The sequence below is a fragment of the Stappia taiwanensis genome, assembly GCF_014635285.1.
GTDB lineage: Bacteria > Pseudomonadota > Alphaproteobacteria > Rhizobiales > Stappiaceae > Stappia > Stappia taiwanensis.
On record NZ_BMCR01000003.1, the window covers coordinates 106,494 to 123,526 of the forward strand.

Consider the following 17,033-nt stretch of genomic DNA (forward strand, 5'->3'; position numbering starts at 1 on the left):
ACCGGGCCTATAGTCCGGCCCATGAAACCTTCGGATATCTCGACCCTGCGCCGGGGCTGGACCACGGGCGCCTGCGCCACGGCAGCGGCGAAATCCGCCTACATGGCGCTTTTGAGCGGAGAGTTCGCCGATCCGGTCGAGATCACCCTGCCGAAGGGGGAGCGTCCGGCCTTCGCGCTTGAACGGGAAGACCTTGGCGACGGATTTGCGCTGGCCGGCATCGTCAAGGATGCGGGCGACGATCCGGACGTGACCCATGGGGCCACGGTGATTGCCCGGGTCAGTCCCGGTCCGCCGGGGTCAGGTGTTGTCTTTCGTGCTGGGGAAGGCGTCGGCACGGTCACCCGTGCCGGCCTGCCGATCCCGCCGGGCGAACCGGCGATCAACCCGGTCCCGCGCCGGATGATTCGGGAGGCGATTGCCGAGGTGGCCGCCGCGCTTGGCGGCAGCGGCGATGTGATCGTCGAGATTTCTATTCCCGGCGGCGATCTTCTGGCCAAAAAGACCATGAACCCCCGGCTTGGCATTCTCGGGGGGCTGTCGGTGCTCGGCACCACCGGCATCGTTCGTCCGTTTTCCTGTGCCGCCTGGATCGCCTCGATCCATCGCGGCATCGATGTCGCCCAGGCCGCCGGTCAGCGGCATGTGGTCGGGGCGACGGGATCGAATTCGGAAGATGCGGTGCGGGCACGCCATGATCTGCCGGAGATCGCCTTCCTCGATATGGGCGACTTCGCCGGCGGGCTGCTGAAATACCTGCGCGCCCATCCGGTGGAGCGGCTCACCCTGGCCGGCGGCTTCGCCAAGTTCCTGAAGCTGGCGCAAGGGGCGATGGACCTGCATTCGGCGCGCAGCCAGGTGGATTTCGCAGCACTGGCCGCGCTGCTAGGCGCCGCTGGCGCCTCGTCCGATCTTGTCGCCCTGGCACAACACGCCAACACCGCCAAGGAGGTGCTCGACAGGGCGGAGGCGGAGGGCATCGACATTGCCGCCCGCGTCGCCGAGGGCGCCTGGCGCAGCGCCCGCGCCGTGCTGCGCGATGCGCCGGTGGCGCTGGAGGTGCTGGTGGTCAACCGCGCCGGACGTGTCATTGGCGAAACGCGCGGCCCCGGCCCGGACAGCGAGGCACCGGCGTCATGATCCGCCTGCTGATCCTCGGCGGCACGGGGGATGCGCGAAAACTGGCGCAGCATCTGACCGAGGCGCCGTGTGGGTCGCCATCTCTGGACATCACCCTGTCGCTTGCCGGGGCGGTGACGGCGCCCGGGGCCTATCCCTGCCGCACCCGGATCGGCGGCTTCGGTGGGATCGACGGGCTCTGCGCCTATCTGACGGCGGAACGGATCGACGCGGTGGTTGATGCCACCCATCCCTTCGCAGGACTGATCACCGCCAATGCCCATGCCGCCTGCCGGCAAACCGGCACGCCGCTGCTACGGTTGCTGCGCCCGGCCTGGCAACCGGTCGCCAGTGACCGCTGGATCGAGGTGGGCGATCTTGAGAACGCGGCGCGGCGGTTGCCAGCAGGCGCCCGTGCCCTTTTGGCGATTGGCCGCAAGGAGATCGGCGTTTTTGCCGGGCGCCGCGACATCTGGTGCCTGATGCGGATGATCGATCCGCCATCGCCCGGCCAGGCCTTGCCACCCGGAAAGGTGCTGCTGGCGCGGCCCGACGCACGGGAAGAGGCCGAGGCCGCACTCTGCCGGAGCCATGGTCTGACCCATGTGGTGGCCAAGAACAGCGGCGGGGGCTGGGGCTATGCCAAGATCGCCGCTGCCCGGGCGCTGGGCCTGCCGGTGGTGATGGTGTCGCGACCGCCCGAGCCTGATGGGAACCGGGTCTCGCGGGCCGAGGATGTGGCGGAGTGGATTTCGCGCCTTGGAAGCACCACAAGCGCGCGCGGCGCGGAGAGTTAGCTCGCTTGCCGCTTGCTGAAGCGCAGCAGCAGGATTTTCCAGAGGAAACGCACCACGCCGCTGGTGTAGCGCTTGTAGAGCCGCTTCGGCTCGTGCAGCAGCCGGAATACCCATTCAAGGCCCGCCTGGCGCATCAGTTTCGGCGCGCGTATGACCTCGCCGGCGGTGAAGTCGAACAAGGCGCCCACCCCGAGAACAACCGGCGGGTCGAGCTCCGCGCGCAGGGCATTCATTAGCAGCTCCTGCTTCGGATTGCCGAGGGCAACCAGCAGGATATCGGCTTTTGCCGCATTGATCGCCGCGACGATATCCGCCCGGTCACCGTCCTGGAAATAGCCGTCCCGCCAGCCGCAGATCGTGACATGCGGATGGCTGAGGGCGAAGGCATCGGCCGCCCGCGCCACCACATCCGGCCGGGCACCGAGCAGATAGACCCGGGTTCCGGCCGGCGCGGCGTTCAGCAGGGCCGGCACGAAATCCGTCCCGTTGAGGTTCTCTGCAAAGCCCTCGCCAGTGAGCACGCGCGCGCCGATCCTGGCGCCAATTCCGTCGTTGAGCACATGGCAGCGGGTGAGCGTTTCGGCGAACTCCGGGTCGTCCATCGCCAAGAGCAGCCCATGCGCATTGGCAAAGGCCACGTTGATCTTGGTGCGCGCGGCCATGCAGTCGAGCAGCATGGCAATGGCTTCGGACCGGGTCTGCCGCGAGATGGCGACGGGGCCGATCCGGGCGTGGCTCGATGTCGTCATGGGATCGGTAAGCGTGGCGTCGGCCATCGGCGTCATCCTGTGTGCTGCAACTGGCCGAAGGAGTACGTCATGAAGGGTTAATTGTCGGGAAACCGTCGGGCCAGACTGATCGTAGGTTGAACAAGCCGCTAACGCATCATCATTGCCGCAAGCGTGAATGCAGCCCCGCCCCTTGGCGATGGGCATGTCAGATGCCTCTCTTTTGTCAAATATTAACCATGGTTTGCAAGGTTCGGTTGGTAATCGGGTCAGGCCGCCACCGATTGGTCTTTACTGGCGCGGCAGCTCCGGGTCCGATCTGATCCCGAAGGAAGCAAGCGGTTCGCTTTGATGGTCGATATCTACCAGGTTCCAGGCATCTTGAAAAAACGGATCGGCTGGCTGATCGCGTTGCCGGTGCTGTTCGTGGCGCTGGCCTTGGTCTTTCTGATCATGCAGACGCCGAAATACCGGGCGACCGCCGAATTGCTGATCGACCCGCAGGGGTTGCAGATCGTCGGCAACGACATCGTCGCCCGGGAAAACGGTGAGATGCTGGAACGGCTGGCGGTCGACAGCCAGGCCTACGTCATTTTGTCGAACACGGTGCTGGGCGACGTCGTCGACAAGCTCGGTCTCGTCAATGATCCGGCGATTGCCGGCAAGGGCGGAGGGCTTGTCTCCCGGCTGCTGGGGCGGGTGCCGGCGACGCTCACGCCGGAGGAAAAGCGTGGAGTGGCGATCATGGGGCTGCGGGAGCGGCTTCAGGTGGTCAAGGTCGAGAAATCGTTCGTTTTCAATATCGTGGCGAGCCATCCGGATCGCTTCAAGGCGGCGGCGATCGCCAATGAGGCGGCCCGGGCCTATCTCGATGAGGCGCGCCGGTCCCGCGCCGATGCTTCCTTGCGGGCCAGCATGGCCTTGCGGGTGCAGGCGGCGGACCTGCGCAAGCGGGTGGAGGCGGCCGAGGCGGAGGTGGAGAACTTCCGCGCGCAGAACGGCTTGATCAGCACCGGTCAGGCCGGGCTGGTCGCCGACCAGCAGCTTCAGGGGTTCAGCAGTCAGTTGACACAGGCACGGGTGGAGCTGGAGCGGGCCAAGAGCAACTATGATCTTGTCCGCAACCTGACCGTTGCCGACATCGAGGCGGGGGGTCTGCCGGCCAACCTTCAGACCACGACCCTTGGGACGCTCAGGGTCCAGTATGCGCGTGCCGCCGAGCAGGTGGCCCAGGCCTCCACCACCCTGGGGGCCAATCATCCGCAGATGCGCGAGTTGCGGTCGCAGCTTGAAAACGTCCGGCGCCAGATCGGCGAGGAATTGTCCCGAACCCGCCGCTCCATTCGCAGCGACTATCAGCGGGCGGAGGCGACCGTCGCCGCGCTCGGTGAGGAAGCGAACCGGCTGAAGAACACCAACGTGGATCAGAGCAAGGCGCAGATTCAGTTGCGCCAGCTCACCAGCGAGGCGGAAACCCTTGGCACGGTGTATCGCTCCTTCCTCAGCCGCGCCAAGGAGTTGGAGGAACAGCAGGATATCGATACCAGCAATTCCCGTGTGATCTCCCAGGCGGTCGCGCCGCTGAAACCGCTCGGCCCCTCCAAGGTGATGGTGCTTGCGGCCGCGGCGATGTTCGGCTTTGCCCTGGCTGCCAGCGCCAGTATCGGCTGGGAAATGCTGGGCGGTCGGCTCGGTTCGGAAGGCGAACTGGTGGACCGGACCGGCGTGCCGCTGATCGCCAGCCTGCGGGCACCTGACGCGGTGTCTGCAGCCGGCGGCCCCCGGCGCGGTGGAGGGCTCTGGAAGCGGGGCGCTCGGGCCGAAGCGGAGGCAACGGCGCGCCAGATGGCCATCACCCGGATTGCCTATGCGCTGCGTCATGCCTTTGAGAACGAGCGGCCGGCCAATGTGCTGGTCTTGTCTTGCGGCGAGGAACCGGCCCTGGCCCCGCTCTCCCGAGCCATTGCCACCGGCCTTTACGACATGGGTGAGGTTGTCCTCATCGCCCGGGCGGACCCGGGGGCGCCGGCAGGCACCCGGGACGCGGACCCGGACAAGGACGCGACACAGTCCCAGTCCAGTGGGCGTGAGCTGCGCACCCGCCTGTCCTCGCGCCGGCGCGGCGATCTGCAGACCGGTGAGGATTCGGCCGTTGCAGGCGCGTCACAGGCCAAGGCAGGGCGCCCACGCACTGCACCGCCCTTCAAGGTTGAACATCTCGATGGGCGCCCCCCCGAGAACGGCGTGCAATCGCTGGCGCGGGAAGGTCAGGAGTTCCTGGTGATCGATGGCGGGTCGGCTCTGGCCAGCCCTTATCTGCCGGTGCTGCTCGACTATGCCGATGCCATCGTGCTGGTGAGCGGCATCGGTGAGACCTCGCGGGAAGAGCTTGACCGCACCCTGGCCCTGCTGCAGCCGTGGCGCGACCGGATGATCGGCAATGTCGCCCTCGCGGCCTGACGCTGTGGCGGTGCCCATGGCGGCGCGGCTTCCGGCCGGGCCGGGAGGCTTCGGTGCCGCCGGGCAGCATGACATTACCGTCCTGTGGCAACGGGCGGTGTTCGCGGTGGTGATCGCCGCGCTGACGTTCAATTGCTTCCTGGCCTTCGTCAACACGCGGATCACCGGCGTCTCCGCCAGCCATGTCATGCTGGTGGAGGTGGTGCTGATCGGCATTGCGGCAGTGCTGGCGTTGAACCGGCATGTCGGATTCTATGTGCTGCTGCTGGTCTATCTCGCCTATATGGCGCTGATTCTCGCGCTCCGGCCGGAGCTGGATCTGAAGGCCATCCGCGACGCGCTGATCCCGATCGTGTTCTATTTCGTCGGCCGTGGCATCACCGATATCAAGGTGGTCGACCGGCTGGTGATGCTGAGCGCCGGCGTCGTTCTTGCCGTTGGCCTGTTCGAGTATTTCCTGCTCGATACCTTCATCGCCAATATCAACATCCTCGACTATTACATCGCGCGCGGCACGGTGGAGGAGGGGGAGAACTTCAACGAAGGATCGAGCCTGTTCATCAGCGGCGTGCGCCCGGAAGGTCGAAACTTTCTGCCCTTCCTCGGCCTGCACCGGGTGTCGTCGGTGTTCCTCGAACCGGTATCGATGGGCAATTACGGCGCGTTTCTGTTCATGTGGGGGCTGTTTCGCAAGGACATGGCCCGCCGCAAGCTTCTGTTTGCGGCCTCCGCCGCCGTGATCATCCTCGGCGACGCGCGGTTCGGCATGTTCGTCTGCCTGGCCTTCGTCGGTACCCTCGCGGTCTACCGCTTTGTTCCGCGCATGGTCTGGTGGCTGGTGCCGGCCATGTTCATCCTGCTGCTGGTGCTTTATGGCACCTCCACCAGCCAGTTGACCTGGGAAGACAATCTCGCCGGCCGCTGGTTCCAGTCCTCGCGCCTGTTTCTGGAGCTGGACCTTGCCGGTCTGTTCGGGATCTCCGCCGATGAAGTATTTCTCGGCGACAGCGGCTACGGCTACACCCTACAGCAAATCGGCATGGTTGGCGTGGCCGCGCTTTGGTCGCTGTTCATCTTCGCGAAGGTGCGGTCGTCGGACGCCTGGCGCCTGCGGGCGATGGTGGTGACCTATATCTGTCTGCTGATGGTGGTCTCAAATTCGCTCTACTCGATCAAGACCGCCGCCCTGCTTTGGGTCTGTGTCGGCGCCGCCGATGTGTGGCCCGGCTTCGGCTCGAAGGAAACGAGCGCCCCTGATGGCGCTAGGTCCCTGGCCGAGGCAGCGCCGCAGGACCCCGGGCGCCCGGCGGCCTGATCTGCCGCGACCGCCATCTGTCAGCGACCGGTGACCTCCCGGTAAAGCGCCTCGTAGCGCTGCGCGGTGCTGGCCCAAGAGTAGCCGCCGGCTGTCTCCATCGCTTGCGCGCGCACGGCCGCAGGCGCGGCGCAAAGCCGGGCGAAGGTCTCTTCGATCCGTACCGCCGCGTCGTCCGGATCGGTGAAATCGGCAAGCGAGACAAGATCATGCTTGGCCGCGAAGGCGCGGAAAGCGGCGTTTCCTTCGACCACCGGCAGCAAGCCGCCGCTCATCGCCTCGATCAGGGCAAGGCCGAAGCCTTCATAGGTGGAGGCACTGGCAAACAGCGAGGCGCGGGCGATGATTGCGCGCATCTCTTCATCCGAGGGGCCGACATGCAGGCGAACCGAGGCGGACAGGCCGCGGGTGTCGATCATCTGCGTGATATCCGCAGCGCTCCAGTCGAACGGCGTGCCGATGATGTCCAGCGTCCAGGCTTCGTCGCGGGCGGTCAGCGCCTGCATGGCATCGAGCAGCCGGTCGACTCGTTTGTTTTTCGACAGGCGGCCGATGGTCACCAGACCCTTTGTCGGCGCTTGCGCGCTGGCATCGGCGAACTTGTCGATATCGACACCGTTTTCGACAAGCCGCACCTTTTGGGGCGCGATGGTCTGGAAGGTGTCGTAGTCGCTCTGGCTGCAACAGGCGATGGCGCCGTAGCGGTTCGCCGAAAACCGGGTCAGCGACTGGAACCAGACCTTTTTCAAGGCCGAGAAGTCGGCGCTATGGAAAAAGCCGCCATGGGTGGTGGCAAGCATGGGCTTGCGATGCCAGATGCGGGTCAGGGCCAGGGCGTCGAAGAAGAAGTCGATGGCGTGGACATGGACGAGATCCGCATCCGCGATGGCACCGAGAATGCCGGGGGTAAGCGGGTAGCGGGTCGATCCGTGGAACGGCAGGCGGAGGACCTCGACGCCGTCGAGCGTCTCATGGGCGGGCAGGGCTTCGTCACTGGACCGGAAGACGCGATCGAGGGTCACGACCTTGATGCGCGCGAAGCGTCCCCGTTGCCGGGCCACCAGACTGCTGACGAAATCCTCCAGTCCGCCGACGCTGGGGCGGTATTGGCGCACAACATGCACCAGAACATCGGTCTTGAACACGGATGGTACGGATTCGGGCGCGGCAGATGGGCTCTGTGTGGGAAAACGCTCAAGTGTCATGTCAGGCCTTCGCCATATGGGCGACAGGGTTGCCGCCTCGGGTTGCCATCGCCCGGAAGACGCCGTGGATGCCGCAAACCGCATAACTCGCCCCATCCTCGGCATACTCGGCGTTCTGGCGCGGCAACAAGAACGGCTGGTCAAGATGCTGGGGGAAAAGGCACCCCGGCTCGGTGGTGACTGCGGAGCGGAAACCGAGGTCCCGGACGATATCCGCCTCGCGGCTCCCGGTCAGGGACGGGGCGCCATAGGGATAGGCGAAATGGGCGACCTCGCGCTGCAAGGTGCTCTCCAGAAAGCGTTTGTTGGCGGCGATGTCATCATGCACGCCCTCCGCCTCGATCAGCGACAGGGCGCGGTGGGTGGTGCCATGCGCGCCGATCTCGACGAGCGGATGCCGGTCGATCTCGATCAGTTCCTGCTCGTTGAGGGCGGCGTCATCGAGCAGCGCGGGAAGGGAAATGCCATGGGCGCTGAAGGTGTCGGCAAGCTGCTCCGTGCGGTGAAAGTCCTGCCAGACCCAGGCGGTGGCCCGGCGCAGCGCCGCCGTCTTGCTGGCAATATCCGGGCAGTGATAGCGCACGCCCATCGGCTCGATGGTCACCTCGTCCCGTTCGAGGAACAGGTGACGCAGACCGAGCCACCAGGCATTGACCGTGCGGTTGACCATGTCGGTCGGCACATAGATCGTCGCCGGCGCCCCGTGCCGCTCCATCACCGGAAGCGCCAGGTCGCGGTTCGAGCGATAGCCATCGTCGAAGGTAAGCACGGCGAAGGGATGTGCCTTCGGGTCGGCCAGGCGCTGCAAGGCCTCGTCCAGCGTGACGATGTCCCGGCCACTACGCCTCAGATAACCAAGGGTTGCGTCGAAGTCCTCGATGCGGCAGCCCTGATCGAGCTGGGCGACCGGATCTTCCGTGAAATCGTGATACATCAGAATGACGCCACGCCCGCCATAGATCGAGCCGACCAGCGACGAGGCACCGCTGAAACGCAAGGCGCGCAGCCCGAGGGTCTTGATGCGCCGCTTCACCTTTTCTGCAAGGCTCAGGCTGGGGGTGACGCTGTCTTGCGAAACCGTGTCCACTGCTCTCCCTTTCCGGCTGGCGCCATGCAGCTCGCGGCGAATGGTGCGGGTGTCATACGGGCGAAACGGTAGGCTGTGCACGTGAACAGCAGGTTGAGGCCGCGCGATCTCGCGGGCAGATCCTTGCGATGGTAAACAAACACTTGCACCGTGGGAGCCCGCTGCCCGCCGCCTGCCCGCCGCACTGAGGGCGGAAAGGTCTGGTTAATCTCAAATTGGCAAATCGCTCCGCAAGAGAGCTTGCACGTGCCGCAGATACCTCGGCTTAAGGTCTCGCAGCTATCGGTTGGTTCAGTGTTTGCAAAAAACGATGGAAAGTCCGGTCTCGATGCGCATCCTCATGCCCTGCGCCGCCTTCCCGCCTTTTGCGGATGGCGGTGGCCCAATCTCTTCGCTCCTGTTGGCGAAGATGCTGGTCGCGAGCGGTCATGACGTGCGGGTGGTGAATGTCGGCGATGACGACCGGCATGAGGTCTATGAAGGGGTTCCGGTCCATCGGATCAAGAGCCCCAACATCTACTGGAACTACTACACGCCGCAGCCGGCGTGGCGGAAGATGGTCTGGCATGCGCTGGAAAACGGCAATCCGCGCGCCTATCGCGCCATGCGCCGCGAGATCGCCGATTTCAAACCCGACATCATGCTGACGGTCAGCATCGAGAACATCAACGTTGCCTCCTGGGGCGCGGCGCGGGCCGCCGGGGTGCCGGTCGCGCATACGGTCTTCAGCGCTTTCATGATGTGCTGGAACGGTATCATGCAGAAGAAGGGGCGCAACTGCGCCGGCCAATGCGCCTCCTGCTATCTGACTTCGTTCGGGCGGCGCCAGTTCTCCCGGCTGGTCGATGCGGTGATCGGCGAATCGCGAGATATCGTGCAGCGTCATCTGGACGAGGGCTATTTCCCCAATGCCGCCAGCTATCGCGTGCCGGCGGTGATCGACGCGGTGCATGCGGTCGCGCCGCGCAAGTTTCCTGCGGATCGCCCGTTTCGGGTCGGTTTCTTTGGTGTGCAGACCCGTTTCAAGGGATTTGCCGTTTTGGCGGAGGCCGCGCGGGCGCTGGCCGGGAATGACAAGGTGGAATTCGTGATCGGAGGGACCGGTCGGGACGATTTTGCCGAGCAGACGCGGGCGATGTTCCCGCCGGAGAAAACCCGGTTCCTCGGCTGGACGACAGCGGAAGAGTTCTTTCCCGAGGTCGATGTGCTGGTCTATCCGACTATCGGTCGCGAGGCCTTCGGCCGGGCGACCATCGAGGCGTTTTCCCATGCGGTGCCGGTGATCTCCTCCAGCATCGGCGGTGTCGCGGAAAACATCGCGCATGGGGAGAATGGCTTCCATGCCGCGGTGGGCGATCCCGAGGCCCTGAGATCCTGCATCGAACGACTGGTAAGCGGGCCAGAGCTTTACGAGAGGCTGTCGCGGGGCGCGTTGAAATCGGCTGGTGACTATCTGGAGCCGGTGGTGAGCCGGGCGCTGGAGACCGCCCTGTCGGAAACGCTGTCGCGCAAGGGGCAGCCGCAGGGCGCTCTGGAGGGAACGTCATGATCGAGCGCTTGCGCGCGCTGGTGCTGCGGGCCGATGCCAGGCGTCTCTTCTGGTCGCTGTGCAGCCGCTTCGGCAGCACGGTCCTCAGTTTCGCGGTGCTGTTCGCCGCCAGCCATTCGCTCCAGACCAGCGAATACGGCCTTTACATCTTTCTGTTTTCGGTGGGCACCTCGCTGGGGCTGATCTTCACGTTTGGTCAGCATATCCTGCTGGTTAAGCACTTCCGCCTGAAGGATCATCAGCGCGGCAAGACCAATCAGGCCCTGCTGCGGGTCAATGCCTTCTGGCTGGCAATCGGGTGTGGCGGGCAGTTGCTGGTCGCGCTTCTGTTGTTGCTGTCCCCCTGGGACCTGCCAAGCCCCTACCGGGAATTGCCGGTGGCGCTCCTGTTCGGCGCCATCTTCACCATGAGCGAGTATTTCCAGAACTACTTCCGCATCCATGGACAGATTGTTCTGGCGCTGGTTCCGCGCGAAAACCTGTGGCGGATCGCCTCTGCCGTCTGTCTGCCGGCGGTGGCGTTTGCGGGGCTGCTGTCGAGCGGATCGGCGGCAACCGAGTTGGTGACCGGCCTTCTGTTTATCGTCACCGGCTATCAGACGGTGCGGTTCGTTCAGCAAGAGGGGCTGTGGTTCCTGCGCGAACCGCAGGTGGCGGCGGACCGGAAGACGCTGCGCATCTGGCGGCAGGAGAGTGCGAATTTCACCGCCAACGGCTTTTTCAACTCCGCGGCAGCGTATTTCGAAACCATCCTGATCGGCGTGGCGATCGGTCTGGAGGCGGCGGCTTTTTATTTCGTCGCCTATCGCATTTCCATGCTTCTGACCCTGCCGGTGCTGGCCATCGATACCGTGGGCGTGCCACTGATTTCGGCGCGCTTCCAGGAGGATGACAAGGTCGGCGCGCAGAAGGTGGTGGCGATGTTGTCCGCCGGAAGCTTCGCTCTGGCGCTGATCGGTGGCGTGTTCCTGTACTTCACCGGCCCGTTCGTGCTGCATCTGTTCGATCCGGCCTTTGTCGAGCATTCCGGTGTCTTGCTCATCCTCTGCCTGTCGGCGATCACCCATGCCTTCTTCGGGCCGGGCACCTGGGTGATCATGATCGGCGGCGGGGAGCGCTATCTCTTGATCCTGCGCTGCGTGGTGTTCGGCTTTTATGTGCTGTTGCTGTTCGGCCTCGGCAAATGGCTGGGGCTGACCGGTATCGCCATTGCCGGTTGGGCGCAGCTTCTCGCCGTGCATTTGTTCAGCCGCCGCTGGGTCATGCGGCGCTGGCAGGTGGACAACATGGCGACGGCGATCCTGGGCCTGCGCCGGCGACAGGCTGCGGAACGCAGCGCGACTGACCCCGTCGCCGTGGGGGAAGGCGATGCGCCGGTTTGATACCCGCACCGCTCTCTCGGCGGCTGTCCGGAAAGCTGCGGCGGCTATGAGCACGGGGTTGGCCGCTGGACTGTCGCTGGCGCTTTCCGTCTTGCCCGTCTCGGCGGAGTGTCTGCGCGGTGCCAATGTCGCTGGGGGAGAGTTTGGCGAGCTGTCCGGGCAATACGCGCACAGCTACATCTACCCCTCACGCGCCACCTTCGAATATCTGCGCCGCAAGGGAATGAACGTGGCGCGCTTGCCGTTCCGGTGGGAGCGGCTTCAGCCCGAACTGAACGCAGCCCTGTCCGAAGAAGAGTTCCAGCGGCTGGACGGAGCGGTGTCCGAGGCAACCGCGCTGGGGCTGACCGTCATTCTCGACCCGCATAACTACGCGAAATACCGCGAGGAAATGATCGGCTCGGACAGTGTTCCGGTCTCTGCCTTCGCCGATTTCTGGGCCCGGCTCGCAGCCCGCTATGCGGGGCGGGAGGAGGTGGTGTTCCTGCTGATGAACGAGCCGGCGAACATCACGGCGGCCGATTGGCTGCCGGCGATCAATGCCGCGCTGGCGGCGATCCGCGGCAGCGGCGCGGACAATCTGGTGATGGTGCCGGGGACGATCTGGACGGGGGCGTCCCACTGGTTCGACCCTCAGGACGGTGGCTCGAATGCCGAGGTGCTGCGCAAGGTGGTCGACCCGCAAGAACGCTTCGTCTTCGATGTGCATCAGTATCTCGACGCGGATTTTTCCGGAACGAACGCCGGTTGCGAGCGGGCGGAGGACGCGCTCGCGGCCCTGGAGCGCCTGACAGGCTGGCTGGAGGACACCGGCAATGCCGCGTTTCTGGGAGAGTTCGGCGGTCATGCCAGCGTTGAGTGCTACAAGGGCTTGATCAGGATGGCCTCTCTGGTCAACAGCCGCCCGGATGTCTGGGCGGGCTGGGCCTATTGGGCCGCCGGCGACTGGTGGGGCGACTATCCGCTGTCGATCCAGCCGGGCGAAGATGGCGCCGACCGTCCGCAGATGGTGGCGATCGAAGGGTTGATCGAGCGGCGCAGCGCCGGGGAAAAAGCCTGCGCCGCTCTTGCGCGGCGCCACAGGGAGGGGGAGCGATGACAAGCAAAGGGGCGCGGCTGGGGCGATTGACGCCGCTTGTCATCGAGGATTGCCCGGGGGTGCTCCACGAAGCCGATGGCGATATCGGCGTCGTGGTCTGCGACGGCTGGGGTTATGAGGGGCTGTGCGCACGGCGAAGCTGGCGCATTCTCGCCGACCAGCTCGCTGAGGCCGGCTATCCGGTGCTGCGGTTCGACTGGCCGGGCATGGGCGATGCGCTTGCCGAGCCTGGGGACGTGACCACCCTTGCCCAACTGGAACGGTCGCTCGACCGGGCCTGCGCGGTTATGGCTGGGCGGGAAGGGATCCGCGCGGTGGCGCTGATCGGCCTCGGGCTGGGGGCGGCGCTGGCCGCGCGCCGCGCCGCAGCGCACCCGCAAGAGGTTGCCGGGCTGGTGCTGTTGGCGCCGCTGGTCAAGGGCAAGAGTTTCCTGCGCGAGGTGCAGGCACAGGCGTTGATGATTGGTCAGGTCACCGGCGTGCCACCGGAAACCGGCCCGGGGGAAGCGTTGTCGATTGCCGGTCTAGGCATGGCACAGGCGCTGGCGGACGAAATCCGCGCGCTCGATCTCTCCGGGCTCGACTTGCGTGAGGACATGCCCCGGCTGATCCTGGCGCGGGCGGGCAAGGCGGCGGAGGCGAAGCTGGCCGACCGATTGGCGGGTTCCCCCAGCGGTACGGCCGCGATCTTCGCCGGATACGACGATCTGATGATCGATCCGACCGGCTCGATCCCTCCTTTTCTCGACTTCGAACGGATCCTTGCCTGGTTCGCCGCGTCTCTGCCGCTCTCTGGCCAAGGAACACCGGCCAGAGGGGCAAAGGGCGCGACCAAGACCCGGCTGGAGACCGAAACCTTCCACGAGACGCCTTGCGTTTTCGGGCCGAATGCCGGGCTGGTGGGGGTCTGGTGCGAACCGAGCGCTGGGCAGCATGGCCGGCCTGTGCTGTTTCTCAATGCCGGCGCGACGCCGCGAGCGGGCTGGGCGCGCGGCACGGCCGAGATCGCGCGGGCGCTGGCCGGGCGGGGGATCGCCTCCTTGCGCTTCGACGGTGCGGATTTCGGCGACAGCCGGCCGCATCCGCAAGGGCCGGCGATCATGCACTATCATGCGAACCAGCGTGCGGACCTCTCCGCCGCTCTCGATCTTCTGTGCGACCGCTACGGATCCGGCGCTGTCGTGGTCGGCGGTTGCGGCGGCGCCTATCTGGCTCTCAATGGCGCGGTGGCCGACGATCGGATCGCCCATGTGATCGCGGTCAACCTGCAACGGTTTCTCTGGGATCCGCGCGACGATGTGGCTGAGGTGCTGCGCTATGGCCATGCGGCCCCGTCCGGATATGGTCGCAAGCTTCTGAGCCGGGATGGCTGGCGAGCGCTGTTGCGTCGGCGGGCCGAGGTGCCGGCGTTGGCGCTTTATCTGACGCGAACGCTGTATCGGCGGGGGGAACGGCGGTTCGCGCCCTATCTCTTCGGCGTACTGCCCTTTTCCCGCCTCTATCGCCGGGTGCACCGCAATCTGTCGGTCTTACGCGACCGGCCCGTCCGGGTCGAACTGGTCTACAGCGAGGGCGATTCCGGCCTCGAACAGTTGCGCACCTTCTTCGGCAAGGACAGTCGCCGCCTTGGCGCCTATCCGAATATCGAAATGGTCCTGATTGCCGATGCCGACCACAATCTCACGCCCCGGAAGGCTCGAGCCTTCCTGCTGGAGCGGGTTGCGGCAGCGGCGCTGGAGACGGCCGGCGGGGATCGCCGGCCGGCCCGTGCGAAGGATCGGGATGCGGCGGATCAGCCCGCGGCGTAGGGACTGGGTTTCCCGCCAAGGGGCGTGACCGTGCCACGTGGGGCCGGCTTGTCGGGGCTCTCCGCCGCGCCTTGCCTCGGGGCAAGGGCGATGCTTTTTTCCGCGCCCGGTGCCAGATGGAACCAGTTGTCTTCAGGCAGGTAGTTTGCATCTTCGATCGACACCGACGGGGCCAAGCGGTCGGTGGACAGCACCAGCATGAAGCCGCCCTCGTCCGTCTGCTCCACCCTTGCCGTGATCGTTGCGTCCCGGCGCAGGGCCGAGCGGCCAAGCGGGAAGTGGAAGGCTTCGTCGACTGCCTCGCCGCTCTGCCGGTCGACAAGGCGGACATGCACGGCGTCATGGGACGGCGGGCCGAAACGGAAGGCATGGGTCACGTCGAAGAACGCGCCCAGCAGGTCCGTTGCCGCGAGGCGCCGGGTGGCTCGCCCCTCTAGGTCGACCTCCAGCGCGCCGCTGGCCACCGGCAGGACGCCCTCGCCAAGGCAGGTGAGTTCCACCCGCAAGAGCCGTGGGTTCGGCCCGTCATTGACAAGGTGAATGTCGAGACCGTTGGTGCCCTCATCGGTGACCATCACCGCCAGCGGGCGGAAGGCGCGGCGCAAGGCATACCAGGTGGATTTCGGCAGGCCGGTGGCGTCGATCACCCCCCAGCCGGCGCCGGGAACAAGATCCTGCAGCGTCCACACCAGCGCGCCGTGGCAGGACGACCCGTGTCGGCGCCATTCCGCGACGGTTGCCTCCATCACCTCGGCGATGGCCGCCCGGCCATGGTCGAGATAGGCCGCCGGATCGCCATAGCGCAGGTCGAGCGGCGCGATGTCATAGAGCAGCTCGACGTAGTGGTCGCGAATGTCTTCAAAGTCCCAGCCGACGGAGCGGTCACGCGGCACGCCGCGTTTCCAGTCCGGGTCATGGCCAGGCCCGCCGGGAAGGTGGGCGGCGACGGTTTCCGCCTCCGGCACATTGGCGAAGGCCAGGCATTCGGTGGTGAACCGGACGTTGGCCCGGCGCGCATCCTCCAGCGGCCGGCGATAGGCGCCCACGCCGTAGTAATGGGCGATGCCGGCATTGGGCGAAAACGGCATTGCGCCGCCGCTCGGCGAATTGGGAACATAGATGACGTCGGGCCGGACAGCGTTGACGGCGGCGGGCAGGATTTCCTCGGTCAGCGGTCCGCGCCAGCGGCTTTCCGGCAGGCCAAGCATGGCCCCTTGCTGGTACATTTCGCTGCCGCCGCACACCACGACGAGCGAGGGGGAGGCGGAGACGGCGCCAAGCAGGCTTTCCGTTTCGCGGGTTACCACCTCACGGAAACTGTCATCGGCTGCCGGGTAGTCGAAATTGGCAAAGGGAAGATCCTGCCAGACCATCAGGCCAAGTGCGTCGCACAGCTCGAAAAACGCCGGACCTTCCGGGGCCATGGTGCCGCCGATCCGCAGCATGTTCATGTTGCCGGCAACGGCGCGCTCCAGCCAGGGGCGGTAATCCGCATGGCCGGACGGCAGGCGCAGGATGTCGGCGGTGGTCCAGACCGCGCCGCGGCAGAACACCGGAACGCCGTTGACCTTGAGCGCGAAACCCTCCCCATCCGCGCCGTGATCGACTTCGATACGGCGGAAGCCGGTGCGGCCGAGCGGAACCGTGACGTCACCGATCCGCAAGGCGATGTCATGCAGATGGGGCGTGCCGTGGGTATGCGGCCACCACGGTTCGATGGCCGGTAGCAGCATCTCGCCCCGGTAGCGCCCCGGCGTGTCTTCCTCATCGAGCGGCGTTTCCCAGCCGGCACAGGCGAGCAGCGGCGCCTCGTCCATCGGCGGCAGCGTCAGGGCAACTTCCAGCCGGCCGGTTCCATCCTCGCCGAGCCGGCTGGCAATGGTAAGATCGCGGACAAGCGGCCCGTCATCGGTCATCAGGCGGATCGGCCGCCACGGACCGACCGCGTGGATTTCGGGGCACCAGCCGGGCATGTGACCGAACAAGGTGGTGCGCAGCAGGCGCAGGCCCTGGCTGGTCGCCAGCCGGGTGCGCCAGCGCGCGCGCGGGCCACGCTTTTCCAGATGCGGTGCCAGTGCGCGGAAGCACAGCACCAACTCGGCCGGCTCTTGCAGGTCGAGGGCGATGTCGCGTGGCGCGTACATGGAGTTGGAAATCAGCACGGGCGTGCCGTCGACCCAGGCTTCGCAGATGGTGGCAAGCCCCTCGAACCGCAACCGATGCCCGCCGGGGCGGATCGGCTGGATCGTGGCCCGGTACCAGACGTCCTTGTCATGCAGCGGTTCCGGTGCCTTCGGATCGAAACGGCCGGAGGCGGTCAGCGCCTCGGCGGCTGTGCCGGGCACCGGCGCGGGGCTCCAACCCGCCGATGGATCAAGGTCCTCCGGTCCGGACCAGGCGCCGGCGGGCGCAAGGGTCATCGACCAGTCGGCGGCAAGCAGGGTGTCCGCCGTCGTTTCCAGGGAGAGTCCATCCATCATGCGG

The 17,033-nt window shown here is 66.1% G+C and carries 12 protein-coding genes; 8 read left to right on the top strand and 4 right to left on the bottom strand.

The window, feature by feature from the left end:
• Positions 1 to 21 precede the first annotated feature (21 nt).
• Both IEV83_RS07875 and IEV83_RS07880 read left to right on the top strand, forming a co-directional pair.
• Positions 22 to 1,140: a cobalt-precorrin-5B (C(1))-methyltransferase gene (locus IEV83_RS07875; protein WP_181760797.1), complete on the top strand. Its 1,119-nt coding sequence runs from the start codon at positions 22 to 24 to the stop codon at positions 1,138 to 1,140.
• Positions 1,137 to 1,916, top strand: a complete 780-nt coding sequence (locus IEV83_RS07880) for a cobalt-precorrin-6A reductase (RefSeq protein ID WP_181760796.1) — start codon at positions 1,137 to 1,139, stop codon at positions 1,914 to 1,916. The genes IEV83_RS07875 and IEV83_RS07880 overlap by 4 nt, the downstream gene beginning before the upstream one ends.
• Here IEV83_RS07880 and IEV83_RS07885 read toward each other — a convergent pair.
• Positions 1,913 to 2,692: a WecB/TagA/CpsF family glycosyltransferase gene (locus IEV83_RS07885; protein WP_209003043.1), complete on the bottom strand. Its 780-nt coding sequence runs from the start codon at positions 2,690 to 2,692 to the stop codon at positions 1,913 to 1,915. The two genes, IEV83_RS07880 and IEV83_RS07885, sit on opposite strands and share 4 nt — an antisense overlap.
• A gap of 303 nt (positions 2,693 to 2,995) precedes the next feature.
• Between IEV83_RS07885 and IEV83_RS07890 the strand changes: the two genes are divergently transcribed.
• On the top strand, positions 2,996 to 5,104 hold the full coding sequence (locus IEV83_RS07890; RefSeq protein WP_181760795.1) for a GumC family protein: 2,109 nt from the start codon (positions 2,996 to 2,998) through the stop codon (positions 5,102 to 5,104).
• A gap of 16 nt (positions 5,105 to 5,120) precedes the next feature.
• Positions 5,121 to 6,419, top strand: coding sequence for a UDP-phosphate alpha N-acetylglucosaminyltransferase (locus IEV83_RS07895; RefSeq protein ID WP_181760794.1), 1,299 nt, complete (start codon positions 5,121 to 5,123; stop codon positions 6,417 to 6,419).
• A 20-nt stretch (positions 6,420 to 6,439) separates the two neighbouring features.
• On the opposite strand, the gene IEV83_RS07900 is transcribed toward IEV83_RS07895, so the two are convergent.
• Positions 6,440 to 7,624: a glycosyltransferase family 4 protein gene (locus IEV83_RS07900; RefSeq protein ID WP_181760793.1), complete on the bottom strand. Its 1,185-nt coding sequence runs from the start codon at positions 7,622 to 7,624 to the stop codon at positions 6,440 to 6,442.
• A gap of 1 nt (position 7,625) precedes the next feature.
• Entirely contained in the window at positions 7,626 to 8,711 is a 1,086-nt protein-coding gene (locus tag IEV83_RS07905; RefSeq protein WP_209003045.1) for a polysaccharide deacetylase family protein, read from the bottom strand.
• 328 nt (positions 8,712 to 9,039) lie between these two features.
• Here IEV83_RS07905 and IEV83_RS07910 point away from each other — a divergent pair, with 328 nt between their 5' ends.
• Genes IEV83_RS07910 through IEV83_RS07925 form a run of 4 tightly spaced genes read left to right on the top strand, consistent with a single transcriptional unit; the run spans position 9,040 to position 14,549 of the window.
• Positions 9,040 to 10,260, top strand: a complete 1,221-nt coding sequence (locus IEV83_RS07910; RefSeq protein WP_181760792.1) for a glycosyltransferase — start codon at positions 9,040 to 9,042, stop codon at positions 10,258 to 10,260.
• The gene (locus tag IEV83_RS07915) at positions 10,257 to 11,642 is read left to right on the top strand and encodes a lipopolysaccharide biosynthesis protein (RefSeq protein WP_209003046.1); all 1,386 of its coding nucleotides are present in this window, start codon (positions 10,257 to 10,259) and stop codon (positions 11,640 to 11,642) included. The genes IEV83_RS07910 and IEV83_RS07915 overlap by 4 nt, the downstream gene beginning before the upstream one ends.
• A gap of 46 nt (positions 11,643 to 11,688) precedes the next feature.
• Complete coding sequence (locus IEV83_RS07920) at positions 11,689 to 12,741, top strand: glycoside hydrolase family 5 protein (protein WP_181760791.1); 1,053 nt, start codon at positions 11,689 to 11,691, stop codon at positions 12,739 to 12,741.
• Complete coding sequence (locus tag IEV83_RS07925; protein WP_181760790.1) at positions 12,738 to 14,549, top strand: alpha/beta fold hydrolase; 1,812 nt, start codon at positions 12,738 to 12,740, stop codon at positions 14,547 to 14,549. The genes IEV83_RS07920 and IEV83_RS07925 overlap by 4 nt, the downstream gene beginning before the upstream one ends.
• On the opposite strand, the gene IEV83_RS07930 is transcribed toward IEV83_RS07925, so the two are convergent.
• Entirely contained in the window at positions 14,534 to 17,026 is a 2,493-nt protein-coding gene (locus IEV83_RS07930; protein ID WP_181760887.1) for a glycosyl hydrolase 2 galactose-binding domain-containing protein, read from the bottom strand. The two genes, IEV83_RS07925 and IEV83_RS07930, sit on opposite strands and share 16 nt — an antisense overlap.
• Between the last annotated feature and the right edge of the window lie 7 nt (positions 17,027 to 17,033).